Source organism: Stutzerimonas kunmingensis, from assembly GCF_032106285.1.
Classification (GTDB): Bacteria; Pseudomonadota; Gammaproteobacteria; order Pseudomonadales; family Pseudomonadaceae; genus Stutzerimonas; species Stutzerimonas kunmingensis_B.
This window is the reverse complement of the sequence record NZ_DAMCPO010000021.1, coordinates 1-24,604: the sequence shown is the minus strand read 5'-3', so window position 1 is coordinate 24,604 and position 24,604 is coordinate 1. Positions and strand designations below refer to the sequence as shown.

The following is a 24,604-nucleotide window of genomic DNA, read 5'->3' as shown; positions in this document are numbered from 1 at the left end:
CCTACCATGGCGCCCAATCGCATTCCAACAAACGGAGCATCATCATGCGCAAGACCCTGTTCACCGCTTCCGCGCTGGCCCTGGCGCTGGCCGCACCCTTCGCCCAGGCTTTCGAAGCCGGGGACATCATCGTTCGCGCTGGTGCTATTACCGTTGATCCGCACGAAGATAGCAGTGACATCAACCATGCCGTTCTCGGCGACGTCGCTGGCTCCAAAGCTACGCTGGACAGCAATACTCAGCTGGGCCTGAACTTCGCCTACATGGTCACCGACAAGGTGGGTATTGAACTGTTGGCCGCAACTCCTTTCAGTCACGACGTTGGCGTGAAGGGAATGCCAGGACCATATGCAGGCCTGAACGGCAAGCTGGGCAGCCTCAAGCACCTGCCGCCGACCCTCAGCGTTATCTACTACCCGCTGGACAAGACCTCAGCGTTCCAGCCTTATGTCGGTGCCGGCATCAACTACACTTGGTTCTTCGACACCGAACTGAGCAGCAGCGCCGAAGACAAAGGTTTTAGCGGACTGGACATGAAGGACTCTTGGGGCCTGGCCGCTCAAGTTGGCATGGACTATATGCTGACCGACAACATCATGCTGAACGCTCAGCTTCGCTATATCGACATCGACACGACCGGCACCACTTACTTGGCTGGCGACAAAGTCAAAGTCGACGTAGACGTCGACCCCTTCGTCTACATGGTCGGTCTCGGCTACAAGTTCTGACGTAACCGGCCCAGCCGGATCGCAGACAGACAAAAGGCGCCTAGGGCGCCTTTTGTGCTTTCAGAGTTTGCAACCTACAAACCCAACAGCTTCGCCAACCCTTCCCGCATGCCGGTCGGCGGTTCCGGCAGACGATAGCGCTGCACTAGCCGGGCATTATTCGCCCGCGAATGTCGAATATCCCCCGGCCGCGCGGCCTGATAGCTCACCTCGGGAAGCCCGCCCAACACGTCACCGATGGCCGCTAGCAGCTGATTCAGAGAAGTGGCCTGATTCAGCCCAACATTCACCGCGCCCTCCACTGCCTCGGGCGACTCCAGCGCCTGCACCAACACCTCGACGAGATCGGCAACGTAGAGAAAATCGCGCGTCTGCTCGCCATCGCCGAACACCGCAATCGGCAAACCCTTCTGCGCCCGCTCGGTGAAGATGCTTATCACACCGGAATACGGTGACGATGGATCCTGCCGCGGCCCGAAGATATTGAAGAAACGGAACACCACCGGCTCCAGACCATGCTGGCGCCGATAGAAATCCAGGTAGTGCTCGCTGGCTAGCTTGTCCGCGGCGTAGGGTGTCAGGGGCGCCTTCGGTGTGTCCTCATCGATAGCATGGCCTTCGCCGTTGTTGCCATAGACCGCTGCGCTCGAGGCAAACAGCACACGCTTCACACCCGACTCGCGCATCGCCTCACACAGATTGAGCGTGCCAATCAGGTTGCTCTGGTGCGTACCGAATGGATCATCCACCGACGCCTGCACCGACGCCACCGCGGCCAGGTGCACCACCGCCCGACATCCCTGCACCGCACGACGCACGCAATCGGCATCGGCGACATCGCCGACGATCAGTTCGACGCGTGTATCTTGCGGCAGGTTTTCGCGCTTGCCGGTCGAGAGGTTGTCCAGCACACGAACGGCATAGCCGCGCACCAGCAACGCGTCGACCAGGTTCGAGCCAATAAACCCGGCCCCGCCGGTAACCAGAATAGGTGCATCAGCCATGACGGTAATAACGCTCCAACATGCTCGGCAACCCCGTGCGCCAGGCGCGAGGCTTGATGCCGAAAGTGGTGAAAATCTTCTTGCAGGCGAGTACGCCGTGCTGCGGTTCGGCTGCGGCATCCGAACAGGCAGCATGCGCCACGGCCGTCAGATTCGCCGTTGTGACGTCGCGATACTTGCCGGCCTCGCCGAGTAACGCCTGGGCGACCAGCAACGGGGTGGAAGCCTCATGTCCGCCGTAGTGATATGTACCCCACAGCGGAGCCTGGCAGTCGAGCTGCTTCAATACCGCAAGGATCACACGCGCGGCATCGTCGACAGGTGTCGGATTGCCGCGCCGGTCATCCGCCAGCAGTATCGCCTCGCTCTGCTCGAGTCGTTGCAGCACGCGCCCTAGAACACCATCCCGACTGTCATCGAGCAACCAGCCAAAACGCAGCAGGACATGTCGCGGGCATAGCGAACGCACACTCTGCTCGATGCGCCAGAGCGCCCTGCCTCGTGCATCCAGCGGCGCCACCTCGTCCTTTTCGCTATAGGCCGTGGTTCGGGCACCGTCGAATACCCGATAGCTCGATGGCTGCAACAGGACGAAATCATAGTGCTGACAGAGTTCGGCGAGCCGCTCGACCGCACGCTCCTGTGCGGCGAGCGCCGGCTCGTTGGGCTGTCCGCTCTGGAACCAGTCGTAATAGTAGGCAAGGTTGACCACGACATCCGGACGGTTGTCGTCGAGCAACTGGGTAAGACTGGCGGCGTCCCAGCCCTGAGCGGGCGGTCGCGGTGCGAGGAAGCCGATGTCTTCCTCGGCGCCGAGGCGGATGAGCGCCTGGCCCAGGGCATTGCCGCCGCCCAACAGCATCAGGCGCATTCGCATTCAGATAACTCTAGAAGGGGATGTCGTCGTCGAAGCTGTCGTAGTCCGGTGCCGGCTGCTGCCGCGCAGCGGGCTGCTGCGGCTGGGCCTGCTGACGCGGCGCCTGCTGCGGCTCACGCTGCTGCGGGCGAGCCTGACGCGGCGCATCGTCGGAACTGCCGCCACGGCCACCGAGCAGCTGCATGGTGCCGTTCATGTCGACGACTATTTCGGTGGTGTAGCGCTTGACGCCGTCCTTCTCCCACTCGCGGGTCTGCAGGCGTCCCTCGATGTAGCATTGCGAACCCTTGCGCAGGTATTCGCCGGCGATCTCGGCAACCTTGCCGAACAACACCACGCGATGCCACTCGGTACGCTCCTGAAGCTGACCGGTCTGCTTGTCCTTCCAGCTATCGGTGGTTGCCAGCGTGATGTTGGTCACCGCATTGCCATTGGGCATGTAGCGGGTTTCCGGGTCGCCGCCGACATTGCCGATCAAGATGACTTTATTCACCCCTCTGGCCATGGGTAACTCCTCATTGGAACATTGAATTGGATGGATTCACCGATGGCGGTTGTACCGCCAGCAAAGCCGATGACCGCGAATCTTACCTCAGCCACCCCTGACGGCCAACCGACGCACTTTCATGTTGCGCGGCACTATGCAGCCGCGAACAGGCGCCTCAGGCAACCAGGCGATCAAGAGCTTCACGATCCAGCTGCTGCGTATCGACCTTGATATAGGCCGCTGCCTCGTCGGCAACGATGAGCACGTCGCTAACACCGGCGACTTGTAGCAGGTCACGCCCAAGTCCTGCGTTGGCCAGCGCTCCGGCCGACAGCGGCAAGCGCAGGCTGGTGACATAAGGAGGTTCGCGCATGCTGAAGGCCACCACGAACCACAACGCGCAAAGTGCAGCGCAACCGGCGAACACCAGCGCCAGGCCACCCTGCTGATAGAGCATACCGCCAAGCACGCCACCGAGACCGGCACCGAGAAACTGACTGGTGGAGTAGACGCCCATCGCGGTGCCCTTGCCGCCGGCCGGTGCGACTTTGCTGATCAACGAAGGCAGCGACGCTTCCAGCAGATTGAACGCGATGAAGAAGCCCACCATGCCGACGACCAGCATCCACAAGCCATTTCCGAACCACCAGAAGAACAGCTCGCAGAGCAGCAACGCGGAGACCGCGCCCAACAGCACGCGGCGCATCTGGCGCTTCTTCTCGCCATAAATTATGAAGGGAATCATGCCGAAGAAGCCGACCAGCAGTGCCGTGAGGTAGACCCACCAATGCTCTTCCTTGGGCAACGCGCCCTGCTCGACCAGTGCCAGCGGCAGCGCGACGAAGCTGGCCATCAGGATCGCATGCAGCGCCAGGATGCTGAAATCCAGGCGCAACAGATCGGGGTGGCGCAACGTCAGGCCGAGCGCCTGCTTGGCGACGCCCGATTCGCGATGGCGCACATGCGCATGGGCCTTGGGCAGCAACGCGACGATGACGCCGCCAAGCAACGCCATGCCGGCGGTTACCCAGAACAGCCCGGAGAGACCGAAGGCACGGGTCAGCAACGGCCCGACGATCATCGCGACAGCGAAGGAGAAACCGATGCTCACGCCGATCAGCGCCATCGCCTTGGTCCGGTGCTGTTCGCGGGTCAGGTCCGAGAGCAGCGCCATCACTGCGGCGGAAATCGCCCCCGCCCCTTGCAGGATGCGCCCGGCGATGACGCCCCAGATGCTGTCGGACATCGCCGCGAGCACCGCTCCAGCGGCGAAGATCAGCAGGCCGAAATAGATGATAGGCAAGCGTCCAATACGATCGGAAAGAATACCGAAGGGAATTTGCAGCAGCGCCTGGGTCAAACCATAGGCACCTATCGCAAGACCGATCAGGGTCGGCGTAGCCCCTTCCAGGTCCATACCGTAGGTTGCCAGCACGGGCAAAACCATGAACATGCCGAGCATGCGAAAAGCGAAAACCAGGGCCAGCCCGGAAGCTGCGCGTTTTTCGCTGGCGCTCATGCGCTCGCTGTAGGGGTCCTGCATGGAGGGTCTCGCTTGTATGAACCGGCGGCGATTCTAGCAGCCCTACCCTGTTCGGCACAGGCGCGCGGTTTTGCCGCGACTATCACCCCGGCCGTATACTTTCGGGTTTCCGCCCGCCACGCGAGGCTGTTTTGGACAAGATTCTGATTCGTGGGGCCCGCACCCACAACCTGAAGAACATCGACCTCACCCTGCCGCGCGACAAGCTGATCGTCATCACCGGCTTGTCCGGTTCTGGCAAATCATCGTTGGCATTCGACACTCTCTACGCAGAAGGCCAACGCCGTTACGTCGAATCGCTTTCGGCGTATGCGCGCCAGTTCCTCTCGATGATGGAAAAGCCCGACGTCGACACCATCGAGGGGCTCTCCCCGGCGATCTCCATCGAGCAGAAATCGACCTCGCACAACCCGCGCTCCACCGTGGGCACCATCACCGAGATCTACGACTACCTGCGTCTGCTCTATGCGCGGGTCGGCACGCCGCGCTGTCCAGATCACGATGCCCCGCTGGAAGCGCAGACGGTCAGCCAGATGGTCGACCAGGTGCTGGCACTGCCCGAAGGCCGCAAGCTGATGCTGCTGGCCCCGGTCATCCGCGAACGCAAGGGCGAGCACCTGGCCGTGTTCGACGAACTGCGTGCTCAGGGTTTCGTGCGCGCCCGCGTCAACGGGCGGCTGTACGAGCTCGACGAGCTACCCAAGCTGGACAAGCAGAAGAAGCACTCGATCGACGTGGTGGTGGATCGCTTCAAGGTTCGCGGCGACCTGCAGCAGCGCCTGGCCGAATCCTTCGAAACGGCGCTCAAGCTGGCCGATGGCATCGCCCTGGTCGCCTCCATGGAAGAGGACGACGACAGCGAGGAAATGATCTTCTCCGCACGCTTCGCCTGCCCGATCTGCGGCCACTCGATCAGCGAGCTTGAGCCCAAGCTGTTCTCCTTCAACAACCCAGCCGGCGCCTGCCCCACCTGTGACGGCCTGGGCGTGAAGCAGTTCTTCGACGCCAAGCGCCTGGTCAATGGCGAGCTGACCCTGGCCGAAGGCGCCATACGCGGCTGGGACCGGCGCAACGTTTACTATTTCCAGATGCTCGGCTCACTGGCCTCGCATTATGGCTTCAGCCTCGACGAGCCTTTCGACTCACTGGCCGCCGATCATCAGAAGTCCATCCTGCGCGGCAGCGGCCGTGAGAATGTCGAGTTCCGCTACCTCAACGACCGCGGCGATATCGTCAAGCGTTCGCACCCGTTCGAAGGCATCGTTCCCAACCTGGAACGCCGCTACCGCGAAACCGAATCCAATTCGGTTCGCGAAGAGCTCGCCAAATACCTCAGCACCCAGCCCTGCCCGGACTGTCGCGGCACGCGTCTGCGCCGCGAAGCACGCCACGTGTGGGTTGGCGACAAGACCCTGCCTGCGGTCACGGCCATGCCCATCGGCGACGCCACCGACTACTTCGGCGTCCTCTCGCTCAGCGGGCGACGCGGCGAGATCGCCGACAAGATTCTCAAGGAGATCCGCGAACGCCTGCAGTTCCTGGTCAACGTCGGCCTGGATTATCTGACCCTGGATCGCAGCGCCGACACCCTGTCCGGCGGCGAAGCCCAGCGTATTCGCCTGGCCAGTCAGATCGGCGCCGGCCTGGTTGGGGTGATGTACATCCTCGACGAACCTTCGATCGGCCTGCATCAGCGCGACAACGAACGCTTGCTGGGCACCCTTCGCCACCTGCGCGACATCGGCAATACGGTGATCGTCGTGGAGCATGACGAGGATGCGATCCGTCTCGCCGACTACGTCGTAGACATCGGTCCAGGTGCCGGCATACATGGCGGCCGCATCGTCGCTGAAGGCACACCTGACGAGGTGATGGCGCACCCGGATTCGCTGACCGGCAAGTACCTCTCTGGCCGGGTGAAGATCAACTATCGGCCTGAGCGCACCCGCCGTGATCCGAAGATGCTGCTCAAGCTCAAGGGCGCGCGTGGCAACAACCTGCGCAACGTCGACCTGGAGATTCCGGTCGGCCTGCTCACCTGCATCACCGGTGTGTCGGGCTCGGGCAAATCAACGCTGATCAACAACACGCTGTTCCCGATCACGGCGACTGCACTCAATGGCGCGACCACGCTGGAAGTAGCCCCGCACGACAGCTTCGATGGGCTGCAGCATCTGGACAAGGTGGTGGACATCGATCAGAGCCCGATCGGCCGCACACCGCGCTCCAACCCGGCGACCTACACGGGGCTGTTCACGCCGATTCGCGAGCTGTTTGCCGGCGTGCCGGAAGCGCGCTCACGCGGCTACGGCCCGGGCCGCTTCTCTTTCAACGTCAAGGGCGGACGCTGTGAAGCCTGCCAGGGCGACGGCGTGATCAAGGTGGAAATGCACTTCCTGCCCGACATCTACGTGCCCTGCGACGTGTGCAAGGGCAAGCGCTACAACCGCGAAACGCTGGAGGTGAAGTACAAGGGCAAGAGCATCACCGAAGTGCTCGACATGACTATCGAGGAAGCCCGCGAGTTCTTCGATCCGGTGCCGGCCGTCGCGCGAAAACTGCAGACGCTGATGGATGTTGGGCTGTCCTACATCAAGCTGGGGCAGAGTGCGACGACCCTGTCTGGCGGTGAGGCGCAGCGCGTCAAGCTGTCCCGCGAGCTGTCCAAGCGTGACACGGGCAAGACGCTGTACATTCTTGATGAACCCACCACCGGCCTGCATTTCGCCGATATCCAGCAGCTGCTCGACGTACTGCACCGTCTGCGCGACCACGGCAATACGGTCGTGGTGATCGAGCACAACCTTGACGTCATCAAGACGGCCGACTGGCTGGTGGATCTCGGCCCGGAAGGCGGCTCGAAGGGTGGCCAGATAATCGCCTGCGGTACGCCGGAAGAGGTGGCAGGCATGGCCCAGTCTCATACCGGTCATTTCCTCAAACCGTTACTCGAGCGCGACCGCTCGGCGGGTTGATCATCGCGTCGGCAGCCGTTTCGGCAACAAGCGCAAGCGCAGCGGGGTCCACTACGGATCCCGCCGGGCAGTTGGGCGGGACACTCTCAGCCCGATAAGGAGAAATCCTGATGCGAATTGCGCTTGCTGCCTGCCTGCTTGGCGCCGGCCTGCTACCCGGTCTCGCCGCCGCCGCCCAACCCAACGGCCCTTGGATCACCAATGAGCAGAACGTCTCGCTGGAGGCGTTCATGAGCAACAACCAGCTGTACGATCAGCTCAACGCACTTTCACGACGCTTCCCGGATGCCCTGCGACTAGAACAGGCCGGCAGCAGCAACGAAGGCCGGCCAATCTGGCTGGCCAGGCTGGGTAATTCAGACAAACCAGCCGTGATGATCATCACCCAACAGCACGGCAACGAACCTCACGGCACCGAAGCGGCGGTCAATCTGATAAAACGCCTTGCCTCGAGCGGGGCCTTGTCCCGCCAGGTACTGGATAATCTGCAGGTGCTGATCGTGCCGAGGGTCAACCCAGACGGCGCCGAGCGTTTCAGTCGCGGCAACATGGATTTCAGCGCCCCGCAAACCAGCGCTGACTGCCTGCGCGCCGATGGCACCCTGAATCCTGCCAAGTTGGATCAGCACCTCGGCGCCAACGTGACCGCCTTCACCAATGCCGACGGCCAACGCCAATTTAGCTACGACATCAACCGCTACCACTGGACAGACTGGAGCAAGAGCACGCAGATACGCTGCAATCCAGGCCTGGCCAGCGAGCGGCACTTCAACCCGGGGCAGAACCCGGTGCCAGAAGCGGTTGCGGTACGCGGCATCTATGACCGTTACCGTCCCATCTGGCTGGTAGATGTGCACAATCAGAACCCTGCCGTGGTACTCGAGGATGTGGATCCTGAAGTGAACCGCCCGGGACGCCAGGTGACCGGTTCTATCACCTGGCCAACTCACCCGGATGTCGCCCCGGAAGCGGTAGCACTGTCGAAGCAGCTGGCAATCGTGATGAAGCAGCGCTCCACGCAGCTTGGCTTCATGGAAATCACCAACTACTACTATGAGCACCCCAACGGCGATGTCCGCCGCGGCGGCGGCGATCCAGGCATTGCCCGAAACGCATACGGCCTGCTGGGGACCGAGCGACTGGCCGCCGGCGAAACAGGCCCATTGGGCGGCAGCGTGCTCATGGAAATCGGCGGATTGAACAGTCGCGGCCAGAAGTCTGCCGGCATGCTGCGCAACAATGTGCGTGAAATGCTTGAGGCCGTGCTTGTCGCAACTGCCGACGGCAGTCTGACGGCGATCGATCCGGCAGAGGCCGATCGCCTTCTGCCACCCGGACAGGAGAGCGATAAGCCGCTCAACAATCCCCACGAATAGCGCTGAAGAGACAAGAAAGCCCGCAGCGCTCGCTGCGGGGCTTCTCGATCCTGCGGATACCGCGAATCGCTTATGCCGGCACTTCCGACAACGGAATATCCAGGGCGGCGGCAATACCTGCTCCATAGGCCGGATCAGCACTCAGGCAGTGACTGATGTGGCGAATCTTGATATGACGCGCCACTCCCTGCATCGACCGAGCGGTATTTTCGAACAACCGCTGCTGTTCATCGGCCTTCATCAAGCGGAACAGGTTGCCCGGCTGAGTGAAGTAATCGGCGTCGTCGGCACGGTAGTCGTAACGATCCGCCGCCCCCTCGAGAGCCAGCGGTGGCTCGCTGAAGTCAGGCTGTTCCTGCCACTCGCCATAGGTATTCGGCTCGTAATGCAGACGACCGCCCTGATTGCCATCTACGCGCATGGCACCATCGCGATGGTAGCTGTGGACCGGGCAACGCGGAGCGTTGACCGGAATCTGATGGTGATTCACCCCCAGCCGGTAGCGTTGCGCATCCCCGTAGGAGAAAAGACGGCCCTGCAACATACGGTCTGGAGAGAAGCTGATGCCCGGAACGACATTCGCCGGCGTGAATGCCGCCTGCTCGACATCCTGGAAGTAGTTGTCGGGATTGCGGTTGAGTTCGTAATAGCCGACCTCGATCAATGGGTAGTCAGCATGCGGCCAGACCTTGGTGAGGTCGAACGGATGGTACGGCACCTTGGCGGCGTCGGCCTCCGGCATTATCTGCACATACATCGTCCAACGTGGATATTCGCCACGCTCGATGGCCTCGAACAGATCGCGCTGCGAACTCTCCCGGTCATTGGCAACGATGGCTGCAGCCTCGGCGTCGGTGAGATTCTTGATGCCCTGCTGGGTCCGAAAGTGAAACTTCACCCAGAAACGCTCGTTGTTCGGACTGATGAAGCTGTAGGTGTGCGAACCGAAACCGTGCATATGGCGGTACGACGCCGGAATGCCCCGATCACCCATGACATAGGTGATCTGGTGCAAGGCCTCAGGCAGCCCGGTCCAGAAGTCCCAGTTGTTGTTCGCGCTGCGCATGTTGGTGCGCGGATCGCGTTTTACTGCGTGGTTGAGGTCCGGAAACTTCAGCGGATCGCGGAAAAAGAACACCGGGGTGTTATTGCCCACCATGTCCCAGTTGCCTTGCTCGGTGTAGAACTTCAGTGCGTAACCACGAATGTCACGCTCGGCGTCGGCCGCGCCGCGCTCACCGGCGACGGTAGAGAAGCGGGCGAACAACGGGGTGCGCTTACCAACCTCGGAAAACAGCTTGGCTTTGGTGTAGCGGGTGATGTCATGGGTGACGACGAACTCGCCAAACGCGCCGGAACCTTTCGCGTGCATACGACGCTCCGGAATCACCTCGCGGTCGAAATGAGCGAGCTTCTCTAGAAACCATACGTCCTGAAGCAGCATGGGACCACGGCGGCCCGCAGTCATGGAGTTCTGGTTTTCGGATACCGGCGCACCGGCAACGGTTGTGAGCTTCGGCTTGTCAGTCATGGTTGCAGCTCCTTGGTATTCAATAGCTTCCAGGGTCTTGGTAAGTACCTGCTGGTTGAATGCCATCATAGGAAGCAAGCGCAACGGCGACTAATGATGAAGATCAACGCCCCTTATAGAGCCAGTCTCTCAGACTCCTTTGGGCATAAAAAAACCGAGCCAAAAGGCTCGGTTTTTAATTGCTGCTACCGATCTTACTCGGCGGCTTCCACTTCACCAGTGACCGGACGGTCAACCAGCTCGACGTAAGCCATAGGTGCGTTGTCACCAGCGCGGAAGCCGCACTTGAGGATACGCAGATAGCCGCCCTGACGGGTGGCGTAACGCTTGCCCAGATCGTTGAACAGCTTGCCTACGGCAGCCTTCGAACGCGTACGGTCGAAAGCCAGACGACGGTTGGCGACGCTGTCTTCCTTAGCCAGGGTGATCAGCGGCTCGGCAACGCGACGCAGCTCCTTGGCCTTGGGCAGGGTGGTCTTGATCAGTTCGTGCTCGAACAGCGACACCGCCATGTTTTGGAACATGGCCTTGCGGTGGGCGCTGGTGCGGCTCAGGTGACGGCCACTTTTACGATGACGCATGATTGAAATTCCTTACCAAACGTTCAGTTCGGTTACTGGGGGCGATCAGGCAGTAGCCTTATCGTCCTTCTTGAGACTTGCCGGCGGCCAGTTATCCAGACGCATACCGAGGGACAAACCACGCGAAGCCAGAACGTCCTTGATCTCAGTCAGGGACTTCTTGCCCAGATTCGGCGTCTTCAACAGCTCTACTTCGGTGCGCTGAATCAGATCACCAATGTAGTAGATGTTTTCCGCCTTCAGGCAGTTGGCCGAACGTACGGTCAGCTCCAGGTCATCAACCGGACGCAACAGGATCGGATCGATCTCGTCTTCCTGCTCGATTACGACCGGCTCGCTGTCGCCCTTGAGGTCGACGAACGCAGCCAGCTGTTGCTGCAGGATGGTCGCTGCACGACGGATCGCCTCTTCGGGATCCAGGGTGCCGTTGGTTTCCAGGTCAATGACCAGTTTGTCCAGGTTGGTGCGCTGCTCGACACGAGCATTCTCGACCACGTAAGCCACGCGACGAACCGGGCTGAAAGTGGCGTCGAGCTGCAGACGACCGATGCTACGGCTTTCGTCTTCATCGCTCTGACGCGCATCAGCAGGCTCGTAACCGCGGCCGCGAGCGACCTTGAGCTTCATGTTGAGCGAGCCGTTGGCCGCCAGATTGGCGATCAGGTGATCGCCATTGACGATTTCGACATCGTGATCCAGCTGGATATCGGCAGCGGTAACAGCGCCCGCGCCCTTCTTCACCAGGCTCAAGGTCACTTCATCACGGCCGTGCAGCTTGATGGCGATACCTTTGAGGTTGAGCAGGATTTCGATGACATCTTCCTGCACGCCCTCGATGGCGCTGTACTCGTGGAGCACACCGTCGATCTCGGCCTCGACCACAGCGCAGCCGGGCATGGAGGACAACAGAATACGACGCAGCGCGTTGCCAAGGGTGTGGCCAAAACCACGCTCGAGGGGCTCGAGAGTGATCTTGGCACGGGTCGGACTGACCACCTGCACATCGATATGGCGGGGGGTCAGGAACTCATTTACCGAACTCTGCATGGATACACCTATTTTCTAGCCCTTACTTGGAGTAGAGCTCGACAATCAGGTTTTCGTTGATGTCGGCGGACAGATCGCTGCGAGCCGGAACATTCTTGAAAACACCGGATTTCTTGTCGGCATCTACTTCGACCCATTCAACGCGACCGCGCTGAGCGCACAGTTCGAGGGCCTGGGCGATACGCAGCTGGTTACGGCACTTCTCACGAACAGCCACTACGTCACCGGCCTTGACCTGGTAAGACGGAATGTTCACGGTCTGACCGTTGACGCTGATTGACTTGTGCGAGACCAGCTGACGCGATTCGGCACGAGTAGAGCCGAAGCCCATGCGGTACACGACGTTGTCCAGACGGCACTCGAGCAGCTGCAGCAGATTCTCACCGGTAGCGCCCTTACGGCTGGCTGCTTCCTTGTAATAACCACTGAACTGACGCTCCAGCACACCGTAGATGCGGCGTACTTTCTGCTTTTCACGCAGCTGGGTGCCGTAATCGGACAGACGTCCGCGACGCTGACCGTGAACACCCGGCGGGGTTTCGATATTGCACTTGGATTCGAGCGCGCGCGCACCACTCTTCAGGAAGAGATCGGTGCCTTCACGACGAGACAGTTTGCACTTGGGACCAATATAACGAGCCATTCTTCACTGTCTCCTGATTACACGCGGCGCTTCTTCGGCGGACGGCACCCGTTATGCGGGATAGGCGTCACGTCGGTGATGCTGGCGATTTTATAACCACATGCGTTCAAAGCACGCACGGCGGACTCCCGACCCGGACCTGGGCCCTTGACGTTGACGTCGAGGTTCTTCAGGCCGTACTCCAGCGCAGCCTGACCAGCGCGCTCTGCAGCGATCTGGGCAGCGAACGGAGTGCTCTTACGCGAGCCGCGGAAACCGGAACCACCCGAAGTAGCCCAGGACAACGCATTGCCCTGACGATCGGTGATGGTCACGATGGTGTTGTTGAAAGACGCGTGGATGTGGGCGATGCCATCAACCACTGTCTTTTTGACTTTTTTACGAGGACGAGCAGCAGGTTTTGCCATGACTAAATTCCTGTCGATTCGCTAACGCGATTACTTGCGGATCGGCTTGCGCGGGCCCTTACGGGTACGTGCGTTGGTCTTGGTACGCTGACCGCGAACCGGCAGACCACGACGATGACGCAGGCCGCGATAGCAACCCAGGTCCATCAAGCGCTTGATTTTCATGTTGACTTCGCGACGCAGGTCGCCTTCAACGATGAACTTGCCGACTTCGCCACGCAGCAGTTCGACCTGCTCGTCGGAAAGATCCTTGATCTTCGCTGCCGGATTCACACCGGTAGCAGCACAGATTTCCTGTGCACGGGTGCGACCAACACCGTAGATGTAGGTCAGCGAGATAACAGTGTGCTTGTTATCCGGAATGTTGACGCCTGCAATACGGGCCATTCAGTGAAACTCCAATTGACAGCTACCTACGCCCCGGAAGCCAAGAAAAGGGCGCGAGATATTAACGCTGTAATAACAAATATTCAACCCGGCAGCGCACTAGCTGCCGGGTTATAACGCCTTACACAATCAGCCTTGGCGCTGCTTGTGACGCGGTTCTGCGCTACAGATCACGCGCACGACACCGTCGCGACGGATGATCTTGCAGTTACGGCACAGCTTTTTAACCGATGCACGAACTTTCATCACCAACTCCTAGAACCTTACGAGCCACCTCAGCGGAGCATTCCACTGCCGTAGCCCTTCAGGTTGGCTTTCTTCATCAGGGAATCGTACTGGTGCGACATGAGGTGTGACTGCACTTGGGACATGAAGTCCATTACAACCACAACCACGATCAGCAACGAGGTCCCACCAAGGTAGAACGGCACATTGGCTGCAACCACAAGAAACTGTGGCAGCAGGCAGACAGCCGTCATGTACAGGGCGCCGAACATGGTCAAACGAGTCAACACGCCATCAATGTAGCGAGCCGACTGCTCACCAGGACGAATCCCGGGAATAAACGCGCCAGACTTCTTCAGGTTCTCTGCTACGTCTTTCGGATTGAACATCAATGCCGTATAGAAGAAGCAGAAGAAGATGATCCCGGCACTGAACAGCAGAATGTTCAACGGCTGCCCGGGCGCGATCGCCTGCGAAATGTCAGCCAACCAGCCCATGCTTTCTGACTGACCGAACCACTGCCCCAGCGAAGCCGGGAACAGCAGAATGCTGCTGGCAAAGATAGCCGGGATGACCCCCGCCATATTCACTTTCAACGGCAAGTGACTGGTCTGCGCGGCAAAGACCTTACGGCCCTGCTGACGCTTCGCGTAGTGAACCGCGATACGGCGCTGACCACGCTCGATAAACACCACGAAACCGATGATCGCTACAGCGAGCAGGCCGACAGCAAGCAGCGCGATGATATTGATATCGCCCTGACGAGCAGACTCGAACGACTGACCGAGCGCACCCGGCAAGCCAGCGACGATACCTGCGAAGATCAACATCGAGATACCGTTGCCAACGCCACGCTCGGTGATCTGCTCACCCAGCCACATCATGAACATCGCACCAGACACGAACGTCGTGATGGCCACGAAGTAGAAGCCGAAATCGTTGCTGAACGCGACACCTTGCCCCGCCAACCCGACCGACATACCGATCGCCTGAACGATGGCCAGCACGAGCGTACCGTAACGCGTGTACTGACTGATCTTGCGACGACCGGCCTCACCTTCTTTCTTCAACTGCTCCAGCTGTGGGCTGACAGCGGTCATGAGCTGCATGATGATCGATGCCGAAATGTACGGCATGATCCCCAAAGCAAAAATACTCATGCGCTCCAGCGCACCACCGGAAAACATGTTGAACAAGCTAAGGATGGTCCCCTCGTTCTGACGGAACAGCTCGGCCAGCCGATCGGGATTTATCCCGGGAACAGGGATGTGTGCGCCAATCCGATAGACGATGATCGCCATGAACAGAAAGCGCAGACGAGCCCAGAGTTCGGACAGACCACCATTACTCAGCGCGGAGAGAGCACCTTGCTTAGCCATTTATTCCTCGAACTTGCCGCCAGCTGCTTCGATAGCCGCACGCGCACCTTTGGTGGCTGCGATACCCTTGAGAGTAACCGCACGACCAACCTCGCCCGACAGCATGATTTTCACGCGCTGTACGTTCTGGTTGATTACGTTGGCGTCTTTCAGGCTTTGCACGGTAACGACATCACCTTCCACCTTGGCCAACTCAGAGGTACGAACCTCAGCGCGATCCATGGCTTTCAGCGAAACGAAACCGAACTTCGGCAGACGACGATGCAGAGGCTGCTGACCACCCTCGAAACCGGGAGCGATCTTGCCGCCGGAACGAGAGGTCTGACCCTTGTGACCACGGCCACAGGTCTTGCCCAGGCCACTACCGATACCACGACCGGGACGCAGCTTTTCGCGACGGGCACCCGGCGCAGAACGCAGATCGTTCAGTTGCATGGCTTAGCCCTCCACACGGAGCATGTAATAAGCCTTGTTGATCATGCCGCGATTTTCAGGAGTATCCTGAACCTCGACGGTGTGACCAATGCGACGCAGGCCAAGACCCTTGACGCACAGCTTGTGATTGGGGATACGACCGCTGACGCTCTTGATCAGCGTGACCTTGACGGTGTTAGCCATGATCAGGAAATCTCCTCGACGCTCTTGCCACGCTTGGCAGCAATCGACTCAGGCGACTGCATCGCCTTCAGACCCTTAAAGGTGGCGTGAACCACGTTGACCGGGTTGGTAGAGCCGTAGCACTTGGCCAGTACGTTCTGAACGCCAGCAACTTCCAGAATGGCGCGCATGGCACCACCGGCAATCACGCCGGTACCCTCGGAGGCAGGCTGCATGTAGACCTTGGACGCGCCATGCGCGGCCTTGGTGGCGTACTGCAGAGTAGTGCCATTCAGGTCGACCTGGATCATGTTGCGGCGAGCCGCCTCCATAGCCTTTTGAATAGCAGCCGGTACTTCACGGGACTTGCCACGACCGAAGCCGACACGACCCTTGCCATCACCGACCACAGTCAGCGCGGTGAAGGTGAAGATACGACCACCTTTTACAGTTTTTGCGACGCGGTTAACTTGAACCAGCTTCTCGATGTAGCCTTCGTCGCGCTTTTGCTCGTTATTTGCCATAACTTAGAACTCCAGCCCGCCTTCACGAGCAGCTTCAGCCAGTGCCTTGACACGACCGTGGTACTTGAAGCCAGAACGGTCGAACGCCACCTGAGTGACACCTGCGGCTTTCGCGCGCTCAGCGACCAGCTGACCGACTTTCTTGGCAGCGTCGACGTTGCCGGTGGCGGCGTCACGCAGTTCTTTGTCCAGAGTCGAGGCGCTGGCCAGGACCTTGCCGCCGTCGGCCGAAAGGACCTGGGCGTAGATGTGCTGGGAAGAGCGGTACACGCAGAGGCGTACGGTTTCCAGCTCGCGCATCTTCAGGCGTGCCTTGCGAGCGCGACGCAGACGAGTTTCTTTCTTTACGCTCATTTGCTATGCCCTACTTCTTCTTAGCTTCTTTGCGACGGACTACTTCATCCGAGTACCGCACGCCTTTGCCCTTGTAAGGCTCAGGGCGACGGAAGTCGCGGATTTCAGCAGCCACCTGACCGACCAGTTGCTTGTCGACACCCTTGATCAGGATATCGGTCTGGCTGGGGGTCTCAGCGGTAACGCCTTGCGGCAGCTCGTAATCCACCGGATGCGAGAAACCGAGAGCCAGGGACAGCACTTGACCTTTGGCTTGCGCCTTGTAACCAACACCAACCAGCTGAAGCTTGCGCTCGAAGCCTTGGCTGACGCCGATCACCATGTTGTTGACCAGCGCACGGGTAGTGCCGGCCATGGCGTGAGTTTGCTGATCGCCATTACGGCCAGCAAAACGCAGCTCACCAGACTCCTGGATGACCTCCACGGACGGATGAACATTCAGTTCGAGAGCGCCTTTTGCGCCCTTCACCGAAAGCTGCTGACCAGACATCTTGATTTCGACGCCAGCAGGCAGCTTGACGGGGTTCTTAGCAACGCGAGACATGCTTATCCCCCCTTAGAACACAGTGCAGAGCACTTCGCCGCCAACACCAGCAGCCCGAGCAGCCCGATCAGTCATCACACCCTTGTTGGTGGAGACAATCGACACACCCAAACCGCCACGTACTTTCGGCAACTGGTCAACGGATTTGTACTGGCGCAGGCCAGGACGACTTACGCGCTTGAGCTCTTCGATGACCGGACGGCCTTCGAAATACTTCAGCTCGATGGACAGTTGCGGCTTGGCGTCGCCACTGACCTGGTATCCCGCGATATAGCCTTCACCTTGAAGAACGTTGGCAACAGCCACCTTCAGAGTGGAAGACGGCATGCTTACGACGGACTTTTCGGCCATCTGGGCATTACGGATACGAGTTAGCATGTCCGCTAACGGGTCCTGCATACTCATGGGCTCTTAGCTCCTAATACAAAAAAATAAGCCTTGGACGGCTCGTGTCGCCAACAGGCAAACCCCACAAAAATGCAAGGCTCAGGCGAGCCGGGCATTCTAGAGAGTTGCCAGAAACGAATCAAGCCCCATGAGGGGCTTGAACGAAAAACAAACAGGACCCGCAGGGCCCTGGATGCTTCTATTACCAGCTGGCCTTAACCAGACCCGGCACGTCACCACGCATTGCCGCCTGACGCAGCATGTTGCGCGCGAGGCCGAACTTGCGGTAAACGCCGTGCGGACGACCAGTCAGACGGCAGCGGTTGCGCAGGCGCGAAGCGCTTGCGTCACGAGGCTGCTTCTGCAGTGCGACCTGAGCTTCCCAGCGCGCTTCCGGAGAGGACTCCGGACTTGCGATGATTGCTTTCAGTGCAGCACGCTTCTGGGCGAACTTGGCGACCGTTTGCTGACGCTTCAGCTCACGGTTCTTCATGCTTTGCTTAGCCATGTGCCTACTCCAATCAGTTACGGAACGGGAAGTTGAAAGCACGCAGCAGAGCGCGACCTTCTTCATCCGTCCGAGCAGTAGTGGTCAGAGTGATGTCCAGACCACGCAGGGCATCGATCTTGTCGTAATCGATTTCCGGGAAGATGATCTGCTCTTTGACGCCCATACTGTAGTTGCCGCGGCCATCGAAGGACTTGGCATTCAGGCCGCGGAAGTCACGCACGCGCGGCAGGGAGATCGAAAGCAGGCGATCCAGGAATTCATACATACGATCACTGCGCAGCGTGACCTTGACGCCGATCGGCCAGCCTTCGCGAACTTTGAAGCCTGCGATGGACTTGCGAGCGTGAGTCACTACAACCTTCTGGCCGGTGATCTTTTCCAGATCGGCAACAGCATTGTCGATGATCTTCTTGTCACCGATCGCTTCGCCGATACCCATGTTGAGGGTGATCTTGGTGATACGCGGAACTTCCATCACGTTGCCAAGCTTCAGTTCTTCCTTCAGCTTGGGCGCGATTTCCTTCCGATAAACTTCTTTTAGTCGTGCCATGGTTATCTACCTAGCAGTCTCAAGCGTCAACCGGCTTCTGGGTCGACTTGAAGACACGAATTTTCTTGCCCTCTTCAACCTTGAAGCCAACGCGGTCTGCCTTGTTGGTCTCACCGTTGAAAATGGCGACGTTAGAGACGTGCAAAGGCGCCTCCTTCTCGACGATACCGCCCTGAACGCCGGACATCGGGTTAGGCTTGGTATGGCGCTTCACGAGATTGATCCCGCCAACGACCAGACGGTCGTCCGCGAGGACCTTCAGCACCTTACCGCGCTTGCCCTTGTCTTTGCCGGCGATGACGATGATCTCGTCGTTGCGACGAATCTTTTGCATGCGGCTACTCCTTACAGCACTTCAGGGGCGAGCGAGACGATCTTCATGAACTTCTCGGTACGAAGTTCACGCGTCACCGGCCCAAAGATACGGGTGCCGATAGGCTCCTGCTTGTTGTTCAGCAGAACAGCAGCATTGCCATCGAAGCGAATGATGGAGCCATCGGGACGACGAACACCGTGACGAGTGCGAACCACAACAGCGGTCATCACCTGGCCTTTCTTGACCTTGCCACGAGGAATCGCTTCCTTGACGGTTACTTTGATAATGTCGCCGATGCCGGCGTAACGACGGTGAGAACCGCCGAGCACCTTGATACACATGACGCGACGAGCGCCACTGTTATCAGCCACATCGAGCATGGATTGAGTCTGAATCATATAATTTCTCCGACCCCTAGCCCTTAGACTTCGACGGCGCGTTCAACGACATCAACCAGCATCCAGGACTTGGTCTTTGCCAGCGGACGAGTCTCGCGGATGGTGACCTTGTCGCCGATACGGCACTGGTTGGTTTCGTCGTGGGCGTGCAGTTTGGTCGAACGCTTCACGTATTTACCGTAGATCGGGTGCTTGACGCGACGCTCGATCAGAACGGTGATGGTCTTGTCCATCTTGTCGCTGACGACGCGGCCGGTCAGCGTGCGGACGGTTTTCTGAGCTTCAGCCATGATCACTTACCTGCCTGCTGGTTGAGCACAGTCTTGACACGAGCGATGTCGCGCTTGACTTGCGAGAGCAGGTGAGACTGCCCCAACTGGCCAGTCGCTTTCTGCATACGCAGATTGAACTGGTCCCGCAGCAGCTCGAGCAGTTGCTCGTTCAGCTGCTCAACGGATTTTTCACGAAGTTCATTCGCTTTCATCACATCACCGTCCGCTTAACAAAGGAGGTGGCGAGCGGCAGCTTTGCAGCGGCCAGGGCGAAAGCCTCACGCGCCAGCTCTTCGGAAACACCCTCGATCTCGTAGAGCACCTTGCCCGGCTGAATCTGGGCTACCCAGTACTCGACGCTACCCTTACCTTTACCCATCCGGACTTCCAGAGGCTTCTTGGTTACAGGCTTGTCGGGGAACACGCGGATCCAGATCTTTCCGCCACGCTTTACGTGACGGGTGAGCGCACGACGTGCAGCCTCGATCTGACGCGCGGTCAGACGACCACGGGAAACAGACTTCAGCGCGAATTCGCCGAAGCTGACCTTGCTACCGCGCTGAGCCAGACCACGGTTGTGGCCGGTCATCTGCTTGCGGAATTTTGTACGCTTGGGTTGCAACATTTGGCGTACCCCTTACTTAGCAGCTTTTTTACGAGGAGCAGGCGCTTGAGGCTTGAGCTCTTCATGGCGACCACCAATTACTTCGCCCTTGAAGATCCACACCTTCACGCCGATCACACCGTAAGTGGTGTGCGCTTCGTAAGTGTTGTAATCGATATCGGCACGCAGGGTGTGCAGAGGCACACGACCTTCGCGATACCACTCGGTACGGGCAATTTCAGCCCCACCCAGACGACCACTGACCTGGATCTTGATGCCTTTGGCACCAATGCGCATGGCGTTCTGTACGGCGCGCTTCATGGCGCGACGGAACATCACGCGACGCTCCAGCTGCTGAGCTACGCTCTGTGCAACCAGCATTGCGTCGAGCTCCGGCTTGCGGATCTCTTCGATATTGATGTGCACCGGCACACCCATTTGCTTGGTCAGGTCCTGACGCAGCTTCTCAACATCCTCACCCTTCTTGCCGATCACAATGCCGGGACGAGCGGTGTGGATGGTGATGCGTGCGGTTTGAGCCGGGCGATGGATATCGATACGGCTTACGGACGCGCTTTTTAATTTGTCTTGGAGGTACTCACGCACGTTCAGATCTGCAAGCAGATAGTCTGCATACGTACGGCCGTCTGCGTACCAGACGGAGGTGTGCTCCTTGACGATTCCCAGGCGAATGCCAGTGGGATGTACTTTCTGACCCATCTGATCGACTCCGTTACTTGTCCGCAACCTTGACAGTGATATGGCAAGACCGCTTGACGATGCGATCAGCGCGGCCTTTGGCACGCGGCATGATGCGCTTAAGCGAACGCCCCTCGTTGACGAAGACCGTGGAGACTTTCAAGTCATCCACATCTGCGCCTTCGTTGTGCTCGGCGTTGGCAACGGCCGACTCCAGCACTTTCTTCATGATCTCGGCGGCTTTCTTGCTACTGAAAGCCAGGAGGTTGAGCGCTTCGCCCACCTTCTTCCCGCGGATCTGGTCGGCGACCAGGCGGGCTTTCTGGGCGGAGATGCGAGCGCCCGACAACTTAGCGGCTACTTCCATCTTTCCTTACCCCTTAGCGCTTGCCTTTCTTGTCCGCCACATGCCCGCGATATGTACGGGTTGCAGCGAACTCGCCGAGTTTGTGGCCGACCATGTCTTCGGACACGAGGACCGGCACATGTTGACGACCGTTATGTACAGCGATGGTCAGACCGACCATTTGCGGCAGGATCATCGAACGACGCGACCAGGTTTTAACTGGCTTACGATCGCTCTTTTCCACCGCCGCTTCGACCTTCTTCAGTAGGTGAAGATCGATAAAAGGACCTTTTTTCAGAGAACGCGGCACTGTCGTATCCCTCTAGTTACTTGCGACGACGGACAATCATGTTATCGGTGCGCTTGTTAGTGCGGGTCTTCGCGCCCTTAGTCGGGAAGCCCCATGGCGACACCGGATGACGACCACCGGAGGTACGACCTTCACCACCACCGTGCGGGTGATCGACCGGGTTCATCGCGACACCACGAACGGTAGGACGAATGCCCTTCCAGCGCTTAGCCCCTGCCTTGCCCAGCGAACGCAGGCTGTGCTCGGAGTTCGAGACCTCGCCCAGGGTCGCACGGCACTCGGCCAGCACCTTGCGCATCTCGCCGGAGCGCAGACGCAGCGTCACGTAGGAACCCTCGCGAGCAACCAGCTGAGCCGAAGCGCCAGCGGAGCGAGCGATCTGAGCACCCTTACCCGGCTTGAGCTCGACACCGTGAACGGTAGAACCCAGCGGGATGTTGCGCAGCGGCAGGCTGTTGCCAGCCTTGATCGGAGCATTGATGCCCGAGACCAGCTGATCGCCAGCGCTTACACCCTTCGGCGCGATGATGTAGCGACGCTCACCGTCGGCATACTTCAGCAGCGCAATGTGCGCAGTACGGTTCGGGTCATATTCGATACGCTCGACGATGGCAGGAATGCCATCCTTGTTGCGACGAAAATCAACCAGACGGTAATGTTGCTTGTGACCACCGCCAATGTGGCGAGTGGTGATACGACCGTTGTTGTTACGGCCGCCAGTCTTCGACTTCTTCTCGAGCAGCGGTGCGTAAGGAGCGCCTTTGTGCAGCTCCTGATTGACCACCTTGACCACAAAACGGCGGCCCGCGGAAGTCGGTTTGCATTTAACGATTGCCATGATGCACCCCTTCCTTACTCAGCACTGCCGGAGAAATCGAGATCCTGGCCCGGCTGAAGCGCGATATACGCCTTCTTCCAGTCGTTGCGCTTGCCCAGACCGCGAGCGGTACGCTTGGTCTTGCCCTGAACATTCAGGGTGTTGACGGCGGCGACCTTCACGTCGAACAGGCTCTCAACAGCCTTCTTGATTTCCAGCTTGGTTGCGTCGGTCGCAACCTTGAAAACGAATTGCTTCTTGCTGTCAGCCAGCACGGTAGCCTTCTCAGAGACGTGCGGACCAAGCAGGACTTTGAATACGCGTTCCTGGTTCATCCCAGCAGCTCCTCGAATTTCTTCACAGCCGACACGGTGATCAACACCTTGTCATAGGCGATCAGGCTGACCGGATCGGAACCCTGGACATCACGCACGTCGACATGCGGCAGGTTGCGCGCAGCCAAGTACAGGTTCTGATCGACAGCATCGGAAACGATCAGCACATCGCTCAGGCCCATACCATTGAGCTTGCTAGCAAGCACTTTGGTTTTCGGCGCGTCGACGGCGAAATCTTCTACGACAACCAGACGCTCGGAGCGGACCAGCTCAGCAAGAATGGAACGCAGCGCAGCGCGATACATCTTCTTGTTCAGCTTCTGATCATGATTCTGCGGGCGAGCGGCGAAAGTTACGCCACCGCCACGCCAGATCGGGCCACGGCTGGTACCAGCACGAGCACGACCTGTGCCCTTCTGGCGCCACGGACGCTTGCCACCACCGGACACATCGGAGCGGGTTTTCTGCTGCTTGCTACCCTGACGACCGCCGGCCATGTAGGCGACGACTGCCTGGTGCACCAGCGTCTCGTTGAACTCACCACCAAAGGTGCGATCGGAGACTTCGATGGCCTGTGCGCCATTTACATTCAATTGCATGTGAACTCCCCCTTAACCGCGAGCCTTGGCGGCCGGACGCACGAGCACGTCACCACCAGTGGCACCGGGCACTGCGCCCTTCACCAAAAGCAGATTCCGCTCAGCATCGACACGCACGATTTCCAGAGACTGCACGGTTACGCGCTCGGCGCCCATGTGCCCGGACATCTTCTTGCCCTTGAATACACGACCTGGGGTCTGGCACTGACCGATAGAGCCCGGAACGCGGTGGGATACGGAGTTACCGTGGGTATTGTCCTGACCACGGAAGTTCCAGCGCTTGATGGTACCGGCGAAGCCTTTACCCTTGGACTGACCGGTGACATCCACCATCTGCCCAGCCTGGAAAATCTCAGCGTTGATCTGGTCACCAGCCTGGAACTCCTCGCCATCGAGGCGGAATTCCCAGACGCCACGACCAGCAGCAACATTCGCTTTAGCGAAGTGGCCGGCCTGAGCCTTGGTAACACGGGACGCGCGACGCTCGCCGACAGTGACCTGCACTGCACGATAGCCATCGCTCTCTTCATTTTTGAACTGAGTGACGCGATTCGGCTCGATCTCGATGACCGTAACCGGAATAGAGACACCATCCTCGGTAAAAACGCGGGTCATACCGCATTTGCGACCGACTACACCAATAGTCATTTTGAAACCTCTTGAGTGTACGGGGCTTTCACCCGCTATGGCCGCCCATTTCAGAGCGTTACACGACTAAAACTCTCAGGTTTTAGCCGAGGCTGATCTGCACTTCCACACCAGCCGCAAGATCGAGCTTCATCAGCGCATCGACGGTTTTGTCGGTCGGCTGAACAATGTCCAGCACACGCTTGTGGGTTCGAATTTCATACTGATCGCGCGCGTCTTTATTGACGTGCGGGGAGACCAGCACAGTGAACCGCTCTTTGCGGGTTGGCAGCGGAATCGGACCACGCACCTGAGCACCAGTACGTTTCGCGGTTTCCACGATTTCCTGGGTTGATTGATCGATCAGGCGATGGTCAAAAGCCTTCAACCGAATACGGATTTGTTGGTTTTGCATTTTGACCTCAGACTCCAAGTAGCCACCCTACCAGGCGCAATACCCCCGGTAAAAGGAGGCGCAATTGTACGGATGCGTCCATAGGGTGTCAATAAATGATCAACAATAGAAAAAGGCCCCCGAGGGGGCCTTTTTCATCATCGTCAATTATTACTCGACGATCTTGGCAACCACGCCGGCACCAACGGTACGACCACCTTCGCGAATTG

At 59.1% G+C, this 24,604-nt stretch carries 36 protein-coding genes; 3 read left to right on the top strand and 33 right to left on the bottom strand.

Annotated elements, in window-relative coordinates; translation table 11 throughout:
- Positions 1-44 precede the first annotated feature (44 nt).
- Positions 45-728: an OmpW/AlkL family protein gene (locus RT582_RS16370; protein WP_014821587.1), complete on the top strand. Its 684-nt coding sequence runs from the start codon at positions 45-47 to the stop codon at positions 726-728.
- Positions 729-802: 74 nt separating this feature from the next.
- Here RT582_RS16370 and RT582_RS16365 read toward each other — a convergent pair whose 3' ends face one another.
- The 4 genes from RT582_RS16365 to RT582_RS16350 all read right to left on the bottom strand — a co-directional run bounded on the left by RT582_RS16365 (position 803) and on the right by RT582_RS16350 (position 4,639).
- Complete coding sequence (locus RT582_RS16365) at positions 803-1,732, bottom strand: NAD-dependent epimerase/dehydratase family protein (protein WP_313478518.1); 930 nt, start codon at positions 1,730-1,732, stop codon at positions 803-805.
- Entirely contained in the window at positions 1,725-2,609 is an 885-nt protein-coding gene (locus RT582_RS16360) for a sugar nucleotide-binding protein (RefSeq protein WP_313478515.1), read from the bottom strand. The genes RT582_RS16365 and RT582_RS16360 overlap by 8 nt, the downstream gene beginning before the upstream one ends.
- A gap of 10 nt (positions 2,610-2,619) precedes the next feature.
- On the bottom strand, positions 2,620-3,114 hold the full coding sequence (locus RT582_RS16355; protein WP_003304048.1) for a single-stranded DNA-binding protein: 495 nt from the start codon (positions 3,112-3,114) through the stop codon (positions 2,620-2,622).
- A gap of 157 nt (positions 3,115-3,271) precedes the next feature.
- Complete coding sequence (locus RT582_RS16350; protein WP_221102652.1) at positions 3,272-4,639, bottom strand: MFS transporter; 1,368 nt, start codon at positions 4,637-4,639, stop codon at positions 3,272-3,274.
- Positions 4,640-4,770: 131 nt separating this feature from the next.
- Between RT582_RS16350 and uvrA the strand changes: the two genes are divergently transcribed.
- Both uvrA and RT582_RS16340 read left to right on the top strand, forming a co-directional pair.
- Positions 4,771-7,614, top strand: a complete 2,844-nt coding sequence (gene uvrA, locus RT582_RS16345) for an excinuclease ABC subunit UvrA (RefSeq protein ID WP_042923776.1) — start codon at positions 4,771-4,773, stop codon at positions 7,612-7,614.
- A gap of 230 nt (positions 7,615-7,844) precedes the next feature.
- On the top strand, positions 7,845-8,990 hold the full coding sequence (locus tag RT582_RS16340) for a M14 family zinc carboxypeptidase (protein ID WP_232019487.1): 1,146 nt from the start codon (positions 7,845-7,847) through the stop codon (positions 8,988-8,990).
- 70 nt (positions 8,991-9,060) lie between these two features.
- Here the strand turns inward: RT582_RS16340 and RT582_RS16335 are convergent, their stop codons facing one another.
- From RT582_RS16335 to rpsJ, 29 genes are all read right to left on the bottom strand, one after another.
- Positions 9,061-10,521, bottom strand: a complete 1,461-nt coding sequence (locus RT582_RS16335) for a catalase (protein WP_313478510.1) — start codon at positions 10,519-10,521, stop codon at positions 9,061-9,063.
- Positions 10,522-10,715: 194 nt separating this feature from the next.
- On the bottom strand, positions 10,716-11,102 hold the full coding sequence (rplQ, locus tag RT582_RS16330) for a 50S ribosomal protein L17 (protein WP_003304056.1): 387 nt from the start codon (positions 11,100-11,102) through the stop codon (positions 10,716-10,718).
- Positions 11,103-11,147: 45 nt separating this feature from the next.
- Complete coding sequence (locus RT582_RS16325; protein WP_014821626.1) at positions 11,148-12,149, bottom strand: DNA-directed RNA polymerase subunit alpha; 1,002 nt, start codon at positions 12,147-12,149, stop codon at positions 11,148-11,150.
- Positions 12,150-12,171: 22 nt separating this feature from the next.
- Entirely contained in the window at positions 12,172-12,792 is a 621-nt protein-coding gene (rpsD, locus tag RT582_RS16320; RefSeq protein ID WP_003293044.1) for a 30S ribosomal protein S4, read from the bottom strand.
- Between the two features lie 17 nt (positions 12,793-12,809).
- Positions 12,810-13,199 (bottom strand): 30S ribosomal protein S11, encoded by a 390-nt coding sequence (gene rpsK, locus RT582_RS16315; RefSeq protein ID WP_003281811.1) that lies wholly within the window; start codon positions 13,197-13,199, stop codon positions 12,810-12,812.
- 30 nt (positions 13,200-13,229) lie between these two features.
- Positions 13,230-13,586 (bottom strand): 30S ribosomal protein S13, encoded by a 357-nt coding sequence (gene rpsM, locus RT582_RS16310; RefSeq protein WP_003289190.1) that lies wholly within the window; start codon positions 13,584-13,586, stop codon positions 13,230-13,232.
- A 129-nt stretch (positions 13,587-13,715) separates the two neighbouring features.
- On the bottom strand, positions 13,716-13,832 hold the full coding sequence (gene rpmJ / locus RT582_RS16305) for a 50S ribosomal protein L36 (RefSeq protein WP_003281814.1): 117 nt from the start codon (positions 13,830-13,832) through the stop codon (positions 13,716-13,718).
- 29 nt (positions 13,833-13,861) lie between these two features.
- Positions 13,862-15,190 (bottom strand): preprotein translocase subunit SecY, encoded by a 1,329-nt coding sequence (gene secY, locus RT582_RS16300; protein WP_003304058.1) that lies wholly within the window; start codon positions 15,188-15,190, stop codon positions 13,862-13,864.
- Positions 15,191-15,625 carry a 50S ribosomal protein L15 gene (gene rplO / locus RT582_RS16295; protein WP_014821627.1) on the bottom strand — a complete coding sequence of 145 codons (435 nt, stop codon included), beginning with the start codon at positions 15,623-15,625 and terminating at the stop codon, positions 15,191-15,193.
- Positions 15,626-15,628: 3 nt separating this feature from the next.
- A complete protein-coding gene (gene rpmD / locus RT582_RS16290; RefSeq protein ID WP_003281818.1) occupies positions 15,629-15,808 on the bottom strand; it encodes a 50S ribosomal protein L30 in 180 nt (59 codons plus the stop codon).
- A 2-nt stretch (positions 15,809-15,810) separates the two neighbouring features.
- A complete protein-coding gene (gene rpsE / locus RT582_RS16285; RefSeq protein WP_003304059.1) occupies positions 15,811-16,311 on the bottom strand; it encodes a 30S ribosomal protein S5 in 501 nt (166 codons plus the stop codon).
- A 3-nt stretch (positions 16,312-16,314) separates the two neighbouring features.
- A complete protein-coding gene (rplR, locus tag RT582_RS16280; RefSeq protein ID WP_003304061.1) occupies positions 16,315-16,665 on the bottom strand; it encodes a 50S ribosomal protein L18 in 351 nt (116 codons plus the stop codon).
- Positions 16,666-16,675: 10 nt separating this feature from the next.
- Positions 16,676-17,209, bottom strand: coding sequence for a 50S ribosomal protein L6 (gene rplF / locus RT582_RS16275; protein WP_313478508.1), 534 nt, complete (start codon positions 17,207-17,209; stop codon positions 16,676-16,678).
- A gap of 12 nt (positions 17,210-17,221) precedes the next feature.
- Positions 17,222-17,614, bottom strand: a complete 393-nt coding sequence (gene rpsH, locus RT582_RS16270; protein WP_003293036.1) for a 30S ribosomal protein S8 — start codon at positions 17,612-17,614, stop codon at positions 17,222-17,224.
- 184 nt (positions 17,615-17,798) lie between these two features.
- Positions 17,799-18,104, bottom strand: a complete 306-nt coding sequence (gene rpsN, locus RT582_RS16265) for a 30S ribosomal protein S14 (RefSeq protein ID WP_014821629.1) — start codon at positions 18,102-18,104, stop codon at positions 17,799-17,801.
- A 13-nt stretch (positions 18,105-18,117) separates the two neighbouring features.
- Positions 18,118-18,657, bottom strand: a complete 540-nt coding sequence (gene rplE / locus RT582_RS16260) for a 50S ribosomal protein L5 (protein WP_003304066.1) — start codon at positions 18,655-18,657, stop codon at positions 18,118-18,120.
- Positions 18,658-18,676: 19 nt separating this feature from the next.
- Entirely contained in the window at positions 18,677-18,991 is a 315-nt protein-coding gene (rplX, locus tag RT582_RS16255; RefSeq protein WP_003304067.1) for a 50S ribosomal protein L24, read from the bottom strand.
- Between the two features lie 11 nt (positions 18,992-19,002).
- Positions 19,003-19,371, bottom strand: coding sequence for a 50S ribosomal protein L14 (rplN, locus tag RT582_RS16250; RefSeq protein ID WP_003281831.1), 369 nt, complete (start codon positions 19,369-19,371; stop codon positions 19,003-19,005).
- 23 nt (positions 19,372-19,394) lie between these two features.
- The gene (gene rpsQ / locus RT582_RS16245) at positions 19,395-19,661 is read right to left on the bottom strand and encodes a 30S ribosomal protein S17 (protein ID WP_003293030.1); all 267 of its coding nucleotides are present in this window, start codon (positions 19,659-19,661) and stop codon (positions 19,395-19,397) included.
- A gap of 2 nt (positions 19,662-19,663) precedes the next feature.
- Positions 19,664-19,855 (bottom strand): 50S ribosomal protein L29, encoded by a 192-nt coding sequence (gene rpmC / locus RT582_RS16240; RefSeq protein ID WP_003281834.1) that lies wholly within the window; start codon positions 19,853-19,855, stop codon positions 19,664-19,666.
- The gene (rplP, locus tag RT582_RS16235) at positions 19,855-20,268 is read right to left on the bottom strand and encodes a 50S ribosomal protein L16 (protein ID WP_003281836.1); all 414 of its coding nucleotides are present in this window, start codon (positions 20,266-20,268) and stop codon (positions 19,855-19,857) included. The genes rpmC and rplP overlap by 1 nt, the downstream gene beginning before the upstream one ends.
- 12 nt (positions 20,269-20,280) lie before the next feature.
- Positions 20,281-20,967: a 30S ribosomal protein S3 gene (rpsC, locus tag RT582_RS16230; protein WP_003289210.1), complete on the bottom strand. Its 687-nt coding sequence runs from the start codon at positions 20,965-20,967 to the stop codon at positions 20,281-20,283.
- Positions 20,968-20,980: 13 nt separating this feature from the next.
- Positions 20,981-21,313 (bottom strand): 50S ribosomal protein L22, encoded by a 333-nt coding sequence (gene rplV, locus RT582_RS16225; protein ID WP_003103908.1) that lies wholly within the window; start codon positions 21,311-21,313, stop codon positions 20,981-20,983.
- Positions 21,314-21,326: 13 nt separating this feature from the next.
- The gene (rpsS, locus tag RT582_RS16220) at positions 21,327-21,602 is read right to left on the bottom strand and encodes a 30S ribosomal protein S19 (protein WP_014821630.1); all 276 of its coding nucleotides are present in this window, start codon (positions 21,600-21,602) and stop codon (positions 21,327-21,329) included.
- Between the two features lie 16 nt (positions 21,603-21,618).
- Positions 21,619-22,440, bottom strand: a complete 822-nt coding sequence (rplB, locus tag RT582_RS16215) for a 50S ribosomal protein L2 (RefSeq protein ID WP_003281841.1) — start codon at positions 22,438-22,440, stop codon at positions 21,619-21,621.
- Positions 22,441-22,454: 14 nt separating this feature from the next.
- Positions 22,455-22,754, bottom strand: a complete 300-nt coding sequence (gene rplW, locus RT582_RS16210; RefSeq protein WP_003281842.1) for a 50S ribosomal protein L23 — start codon at positions 22,752-22,754, stop codon at positions 22,455-22,457.
- Entirely contained in the window at positions 22,751-23,353 is a 603-nt protein-coding gene (gene rplD, locus RT582_RS16205) for a 50S ribosomal protein L4 (RefSeq protein ID WP_014821631.1), read from the bottom strand. Before rplD ends, rplW begins: the two co-directional genes overlap by 4 nt.
- A 12-nt stretch (positions 23,354-23,365) precedes the next feature.
- The gene (gene rplC, locus RT582_RS16200) at positions 23,366-24,001 is read right to left on the bottom strand and encodes a 50S ribosomal protein L3 (protein WP_014821632.1); all 636 of its coding nucleotides are present in this window, start codon (positions 23,999-24,001) and stop codon (positions 23,366-23,368) included.
- A gap of 82 nt (positions 24,002-24,083) precedes the next feature.
- A complete protein-coding gene (rpsJ, locus tag RT582_RS16195) occupies positions 24,084-24,395 on the bottom strand; it encodes a 30S ribosomal protein S10 (protein WP_003186070.1) in 312 nt (103 codons plus the stop codon).
- Positions 24,396-24,604 lie beyond the last annotated feature (209 nt).

Excerpts from the sequence above, each read along its gene's own strand:
- rpsJ (WP_003186070.1), bottom strand. The coding sequence starts at position 24,395 with ATGCAAAACCAACAAATCCGTATTCGGTTGAAGGCTTTTGACCATCGC.
- rplD (WP_014821631.1), bottom strand. The coding sequence starts at position 23,353 with ATGCAATTGAATGTAAATGGCGCACAGGCCATCGAAGTCTCCGATCGC.
- RT582_RS16350 (WP_221102652.1), bottom strand. The coding sequence starts at position 4,639 with ATGCAGGACCCCTACAGCGAGCGCATGAGCGCCAGCGAAAAACGCGCA.
- rpsC (WP_003289210.1), bottom strand. The coding sequence starts at position 20,967 with ATGGGTCAGAAAGTACATCCCACTGGCATTCGCCTGGGAATCGTCAAG.
- secY (WP_003304058.1), bottom strand. The coding sequence starts at position 15,190 with ATGGCTAAGCAAGGTGCTCTCTCCGCGCTGAGTAATGGTGGTCTGTCC.
- rpsM (WP_003289190.1), bottom strand. The coding sequence starts at position 13,586 with ATGGCCCGTATTGCAGGCGTCAACATTCCGGATAACAAGCACACTGTT.
- rpsH (WP_003293036.1), bottom strand. The coding sequence starts at position 17,614 with ATGAGTATGCAGGACCCGTTAGCGGACATGCTAACTCGTATCCGTAAT.
- RT582_RS16360 (WP_313478515.1), bottom strand. The coding sequence starts at position 2,609 with ATGCGAATGCGCCTGATGCTGTTGGGCGGCGGCAATGCCCTGGGCCAG.
- RT582_RS16365 (WP_313478518.1), bottom strand. The coding sequence starts at position 1,732 with ATGGCTGATGCACCTATTCTGGTTACCGGCGGGGCCGGGTTTATTGGC.
- rplQ (WP_003304056.1), bottom strand. The coding sequence starts at position 11,102 with ATGCGTCATCGTAAAAGTGGCCGTCACCTGAGCCGCACCAGCGCCCAC.
- rpmD (WP_003281818.1), bottom strand. The coding sequence starts at position 15,808 with ATGGCTAACACCGTCAAGGTCACGCTGATCAAGAGCGTCAGCGGTCGT.
- rplR (WP_003304061.1), bottom strand. The coding sequence starts at position 16,665 with ATGAGCGTAAAGAAAGAAACTCGTCTGCGTCGCGCTCGCAAGGCACGC.
- RT582_RS16370 (WP_014821587.1), top strand. The coding sequence starts at position 45 with ATGCGCAAGACCCTGTTCACCGCTTCCGCGCTGGCCCTGGCGCTGGCC.
- RT582_RS16335 (WP_313478510.1), bottom strand. The coding sequence starts at position 10,521 with ATGACTGACAAGCCGAAGCTCACAACCGTTGCCGGTGCGCCGGTATCC.
- RT582_RS16355 (WP_003304048.1), bottom strand. The coding sequence starts at position 3,114 with ATGGCCAGAGGGGTGAATAAAGTCATCTTGATCGGCAATGTCGGCGGC.
- rplF (WP_313478508.1), bottom strand. The coding sequence starts at position 17,209 with ATGTCTCGCGTTGCTAAGAACCCCGTCAAGCTGCCTGCTGGCGTCGAA.
- rpmC (WP_003281834.1), bottom strand. The coding sequence starts at position 19,855 with ATGAAAGCGAATGAACTTCGTGAAAAATCCGTTGAGCAGCTGAACGAG.
- rplO (WP_014821627.1), bottom strand. The coding sequence starts at position 15,625 with ATGCAACTGAACGATCTGCGTTCTGCGCCGGGTGCCCGTCGCGAAAAG.
- rplC (WP_014821632.1), bottom strand. The coding sequence starts at position 24,001 with ATGACTATTGGTGTAGTCGGTCGCAAATGCGGTATGACCCGCGTTTTT.
- rpsQ (WP_003293030.1), bottom strand. The coding sequence starts at position 19,661 with ATGGCTGAAGCTCAGAAAACCGTCCGCACGCTGACCGGCCGCGTCGTC.
- rpmJ (WP_003281814.1), bottom strand. The coding sequence starts at position 13,832 with ATGAAAGTTCGTGCATCGGTTAAAAAGCTGTGCCGTAACTGCAAGATC.
- rpsN (WP_014821629.1), bottom strand. The coding sequence starts at position 18,104 with ATGGCTAAGCAAAGCATGAAGAACCGTGAGCTGAAGCGTCAGCAAACG.
- rpsD (WP_003293044.1), bottom strand. The coding sequence starts at position 12,792 with ATGGCTCGTTATATTGGTCCCAAGTGCAAACTGTCTCGTCGTGAAGGC.
- rplN (WP_003281831.1), bottom strand. The coding sequence starts at position 19,371 with ATGATTCAGACTCAATCCATGCTCGATGTGGCTGATAACAGTGGCGCT.
- rplB (WP_003281841.1), bottom strand. The coding sequence starts at position 22,440 with ATGGCAATCGTTAAATGCAAACCGACTTCCGCGGGCCGCCGTTTTGTG.
- rpsK (WP_003281811.1), bottom strand. The coding sequence starts at position 13,199 with ATGGCAAAACCTGCTGCTCGTCCTCGTAAAAAAGTCAAAAAGACAGTG.
- RT582_RS16325 (WP_014821626.1), bottom strand. The coding sequence starts at position 12,149 with ATGCAGAGTTCGGTAAATGAGTTCCTGACCCCCCGCCATATCGATGTG.
- rplX (WP_003304067.1), bottom strand. The coding sequence starts at position 18,991 with ATGCAAAAGATTCGTCGCAACGACGAGATCATCGTCATCGCCGGCAAA.
- rpsE (WP_003304059.1), bottom strand. The coding sequence starts at position 16,311 with ATGGCAAATAACGAGCAAAAGCGCGACGAAGGCTACATCGAGAAGCTG.
- rplV (WP_003103908.1), bottom strand. The coding sequence starts at position 21,313 with ATGGAAGTAGCCGCTAAGTTGTCGGGCGCTCGCATCTCCGCCCAGAAA.
- RT582_RS16340 (WP_232019487.1), top strand. The coding sequence starts at position 7,845 with ATGAGCAACAACCAGCTGTACGATCAGCTCAACGCACTTTCACGACGC.
- rplP (WP_003281836.1), bottom strand. The coding sequence starts at position 20,268 with ATGTTGCAACCCAAGCGTACAAAATTCCGCAAGCAGATGACCGGCCAC.
- rplW (WP_003281842.1), bottom strand. The coding sequence starts at position 22,754 with ATGAACCAGGAACGCGTATTCAAAGTCCTGCTTGGTCCGCACGTCTCT.
- rplE (WP_003304066.1), bottom strand. The coding sequence starts at position 18,657 with ATGGCACGACTAAAAGAAGTTTATCGGAAGGAAATCGCGCCCAAGCTG.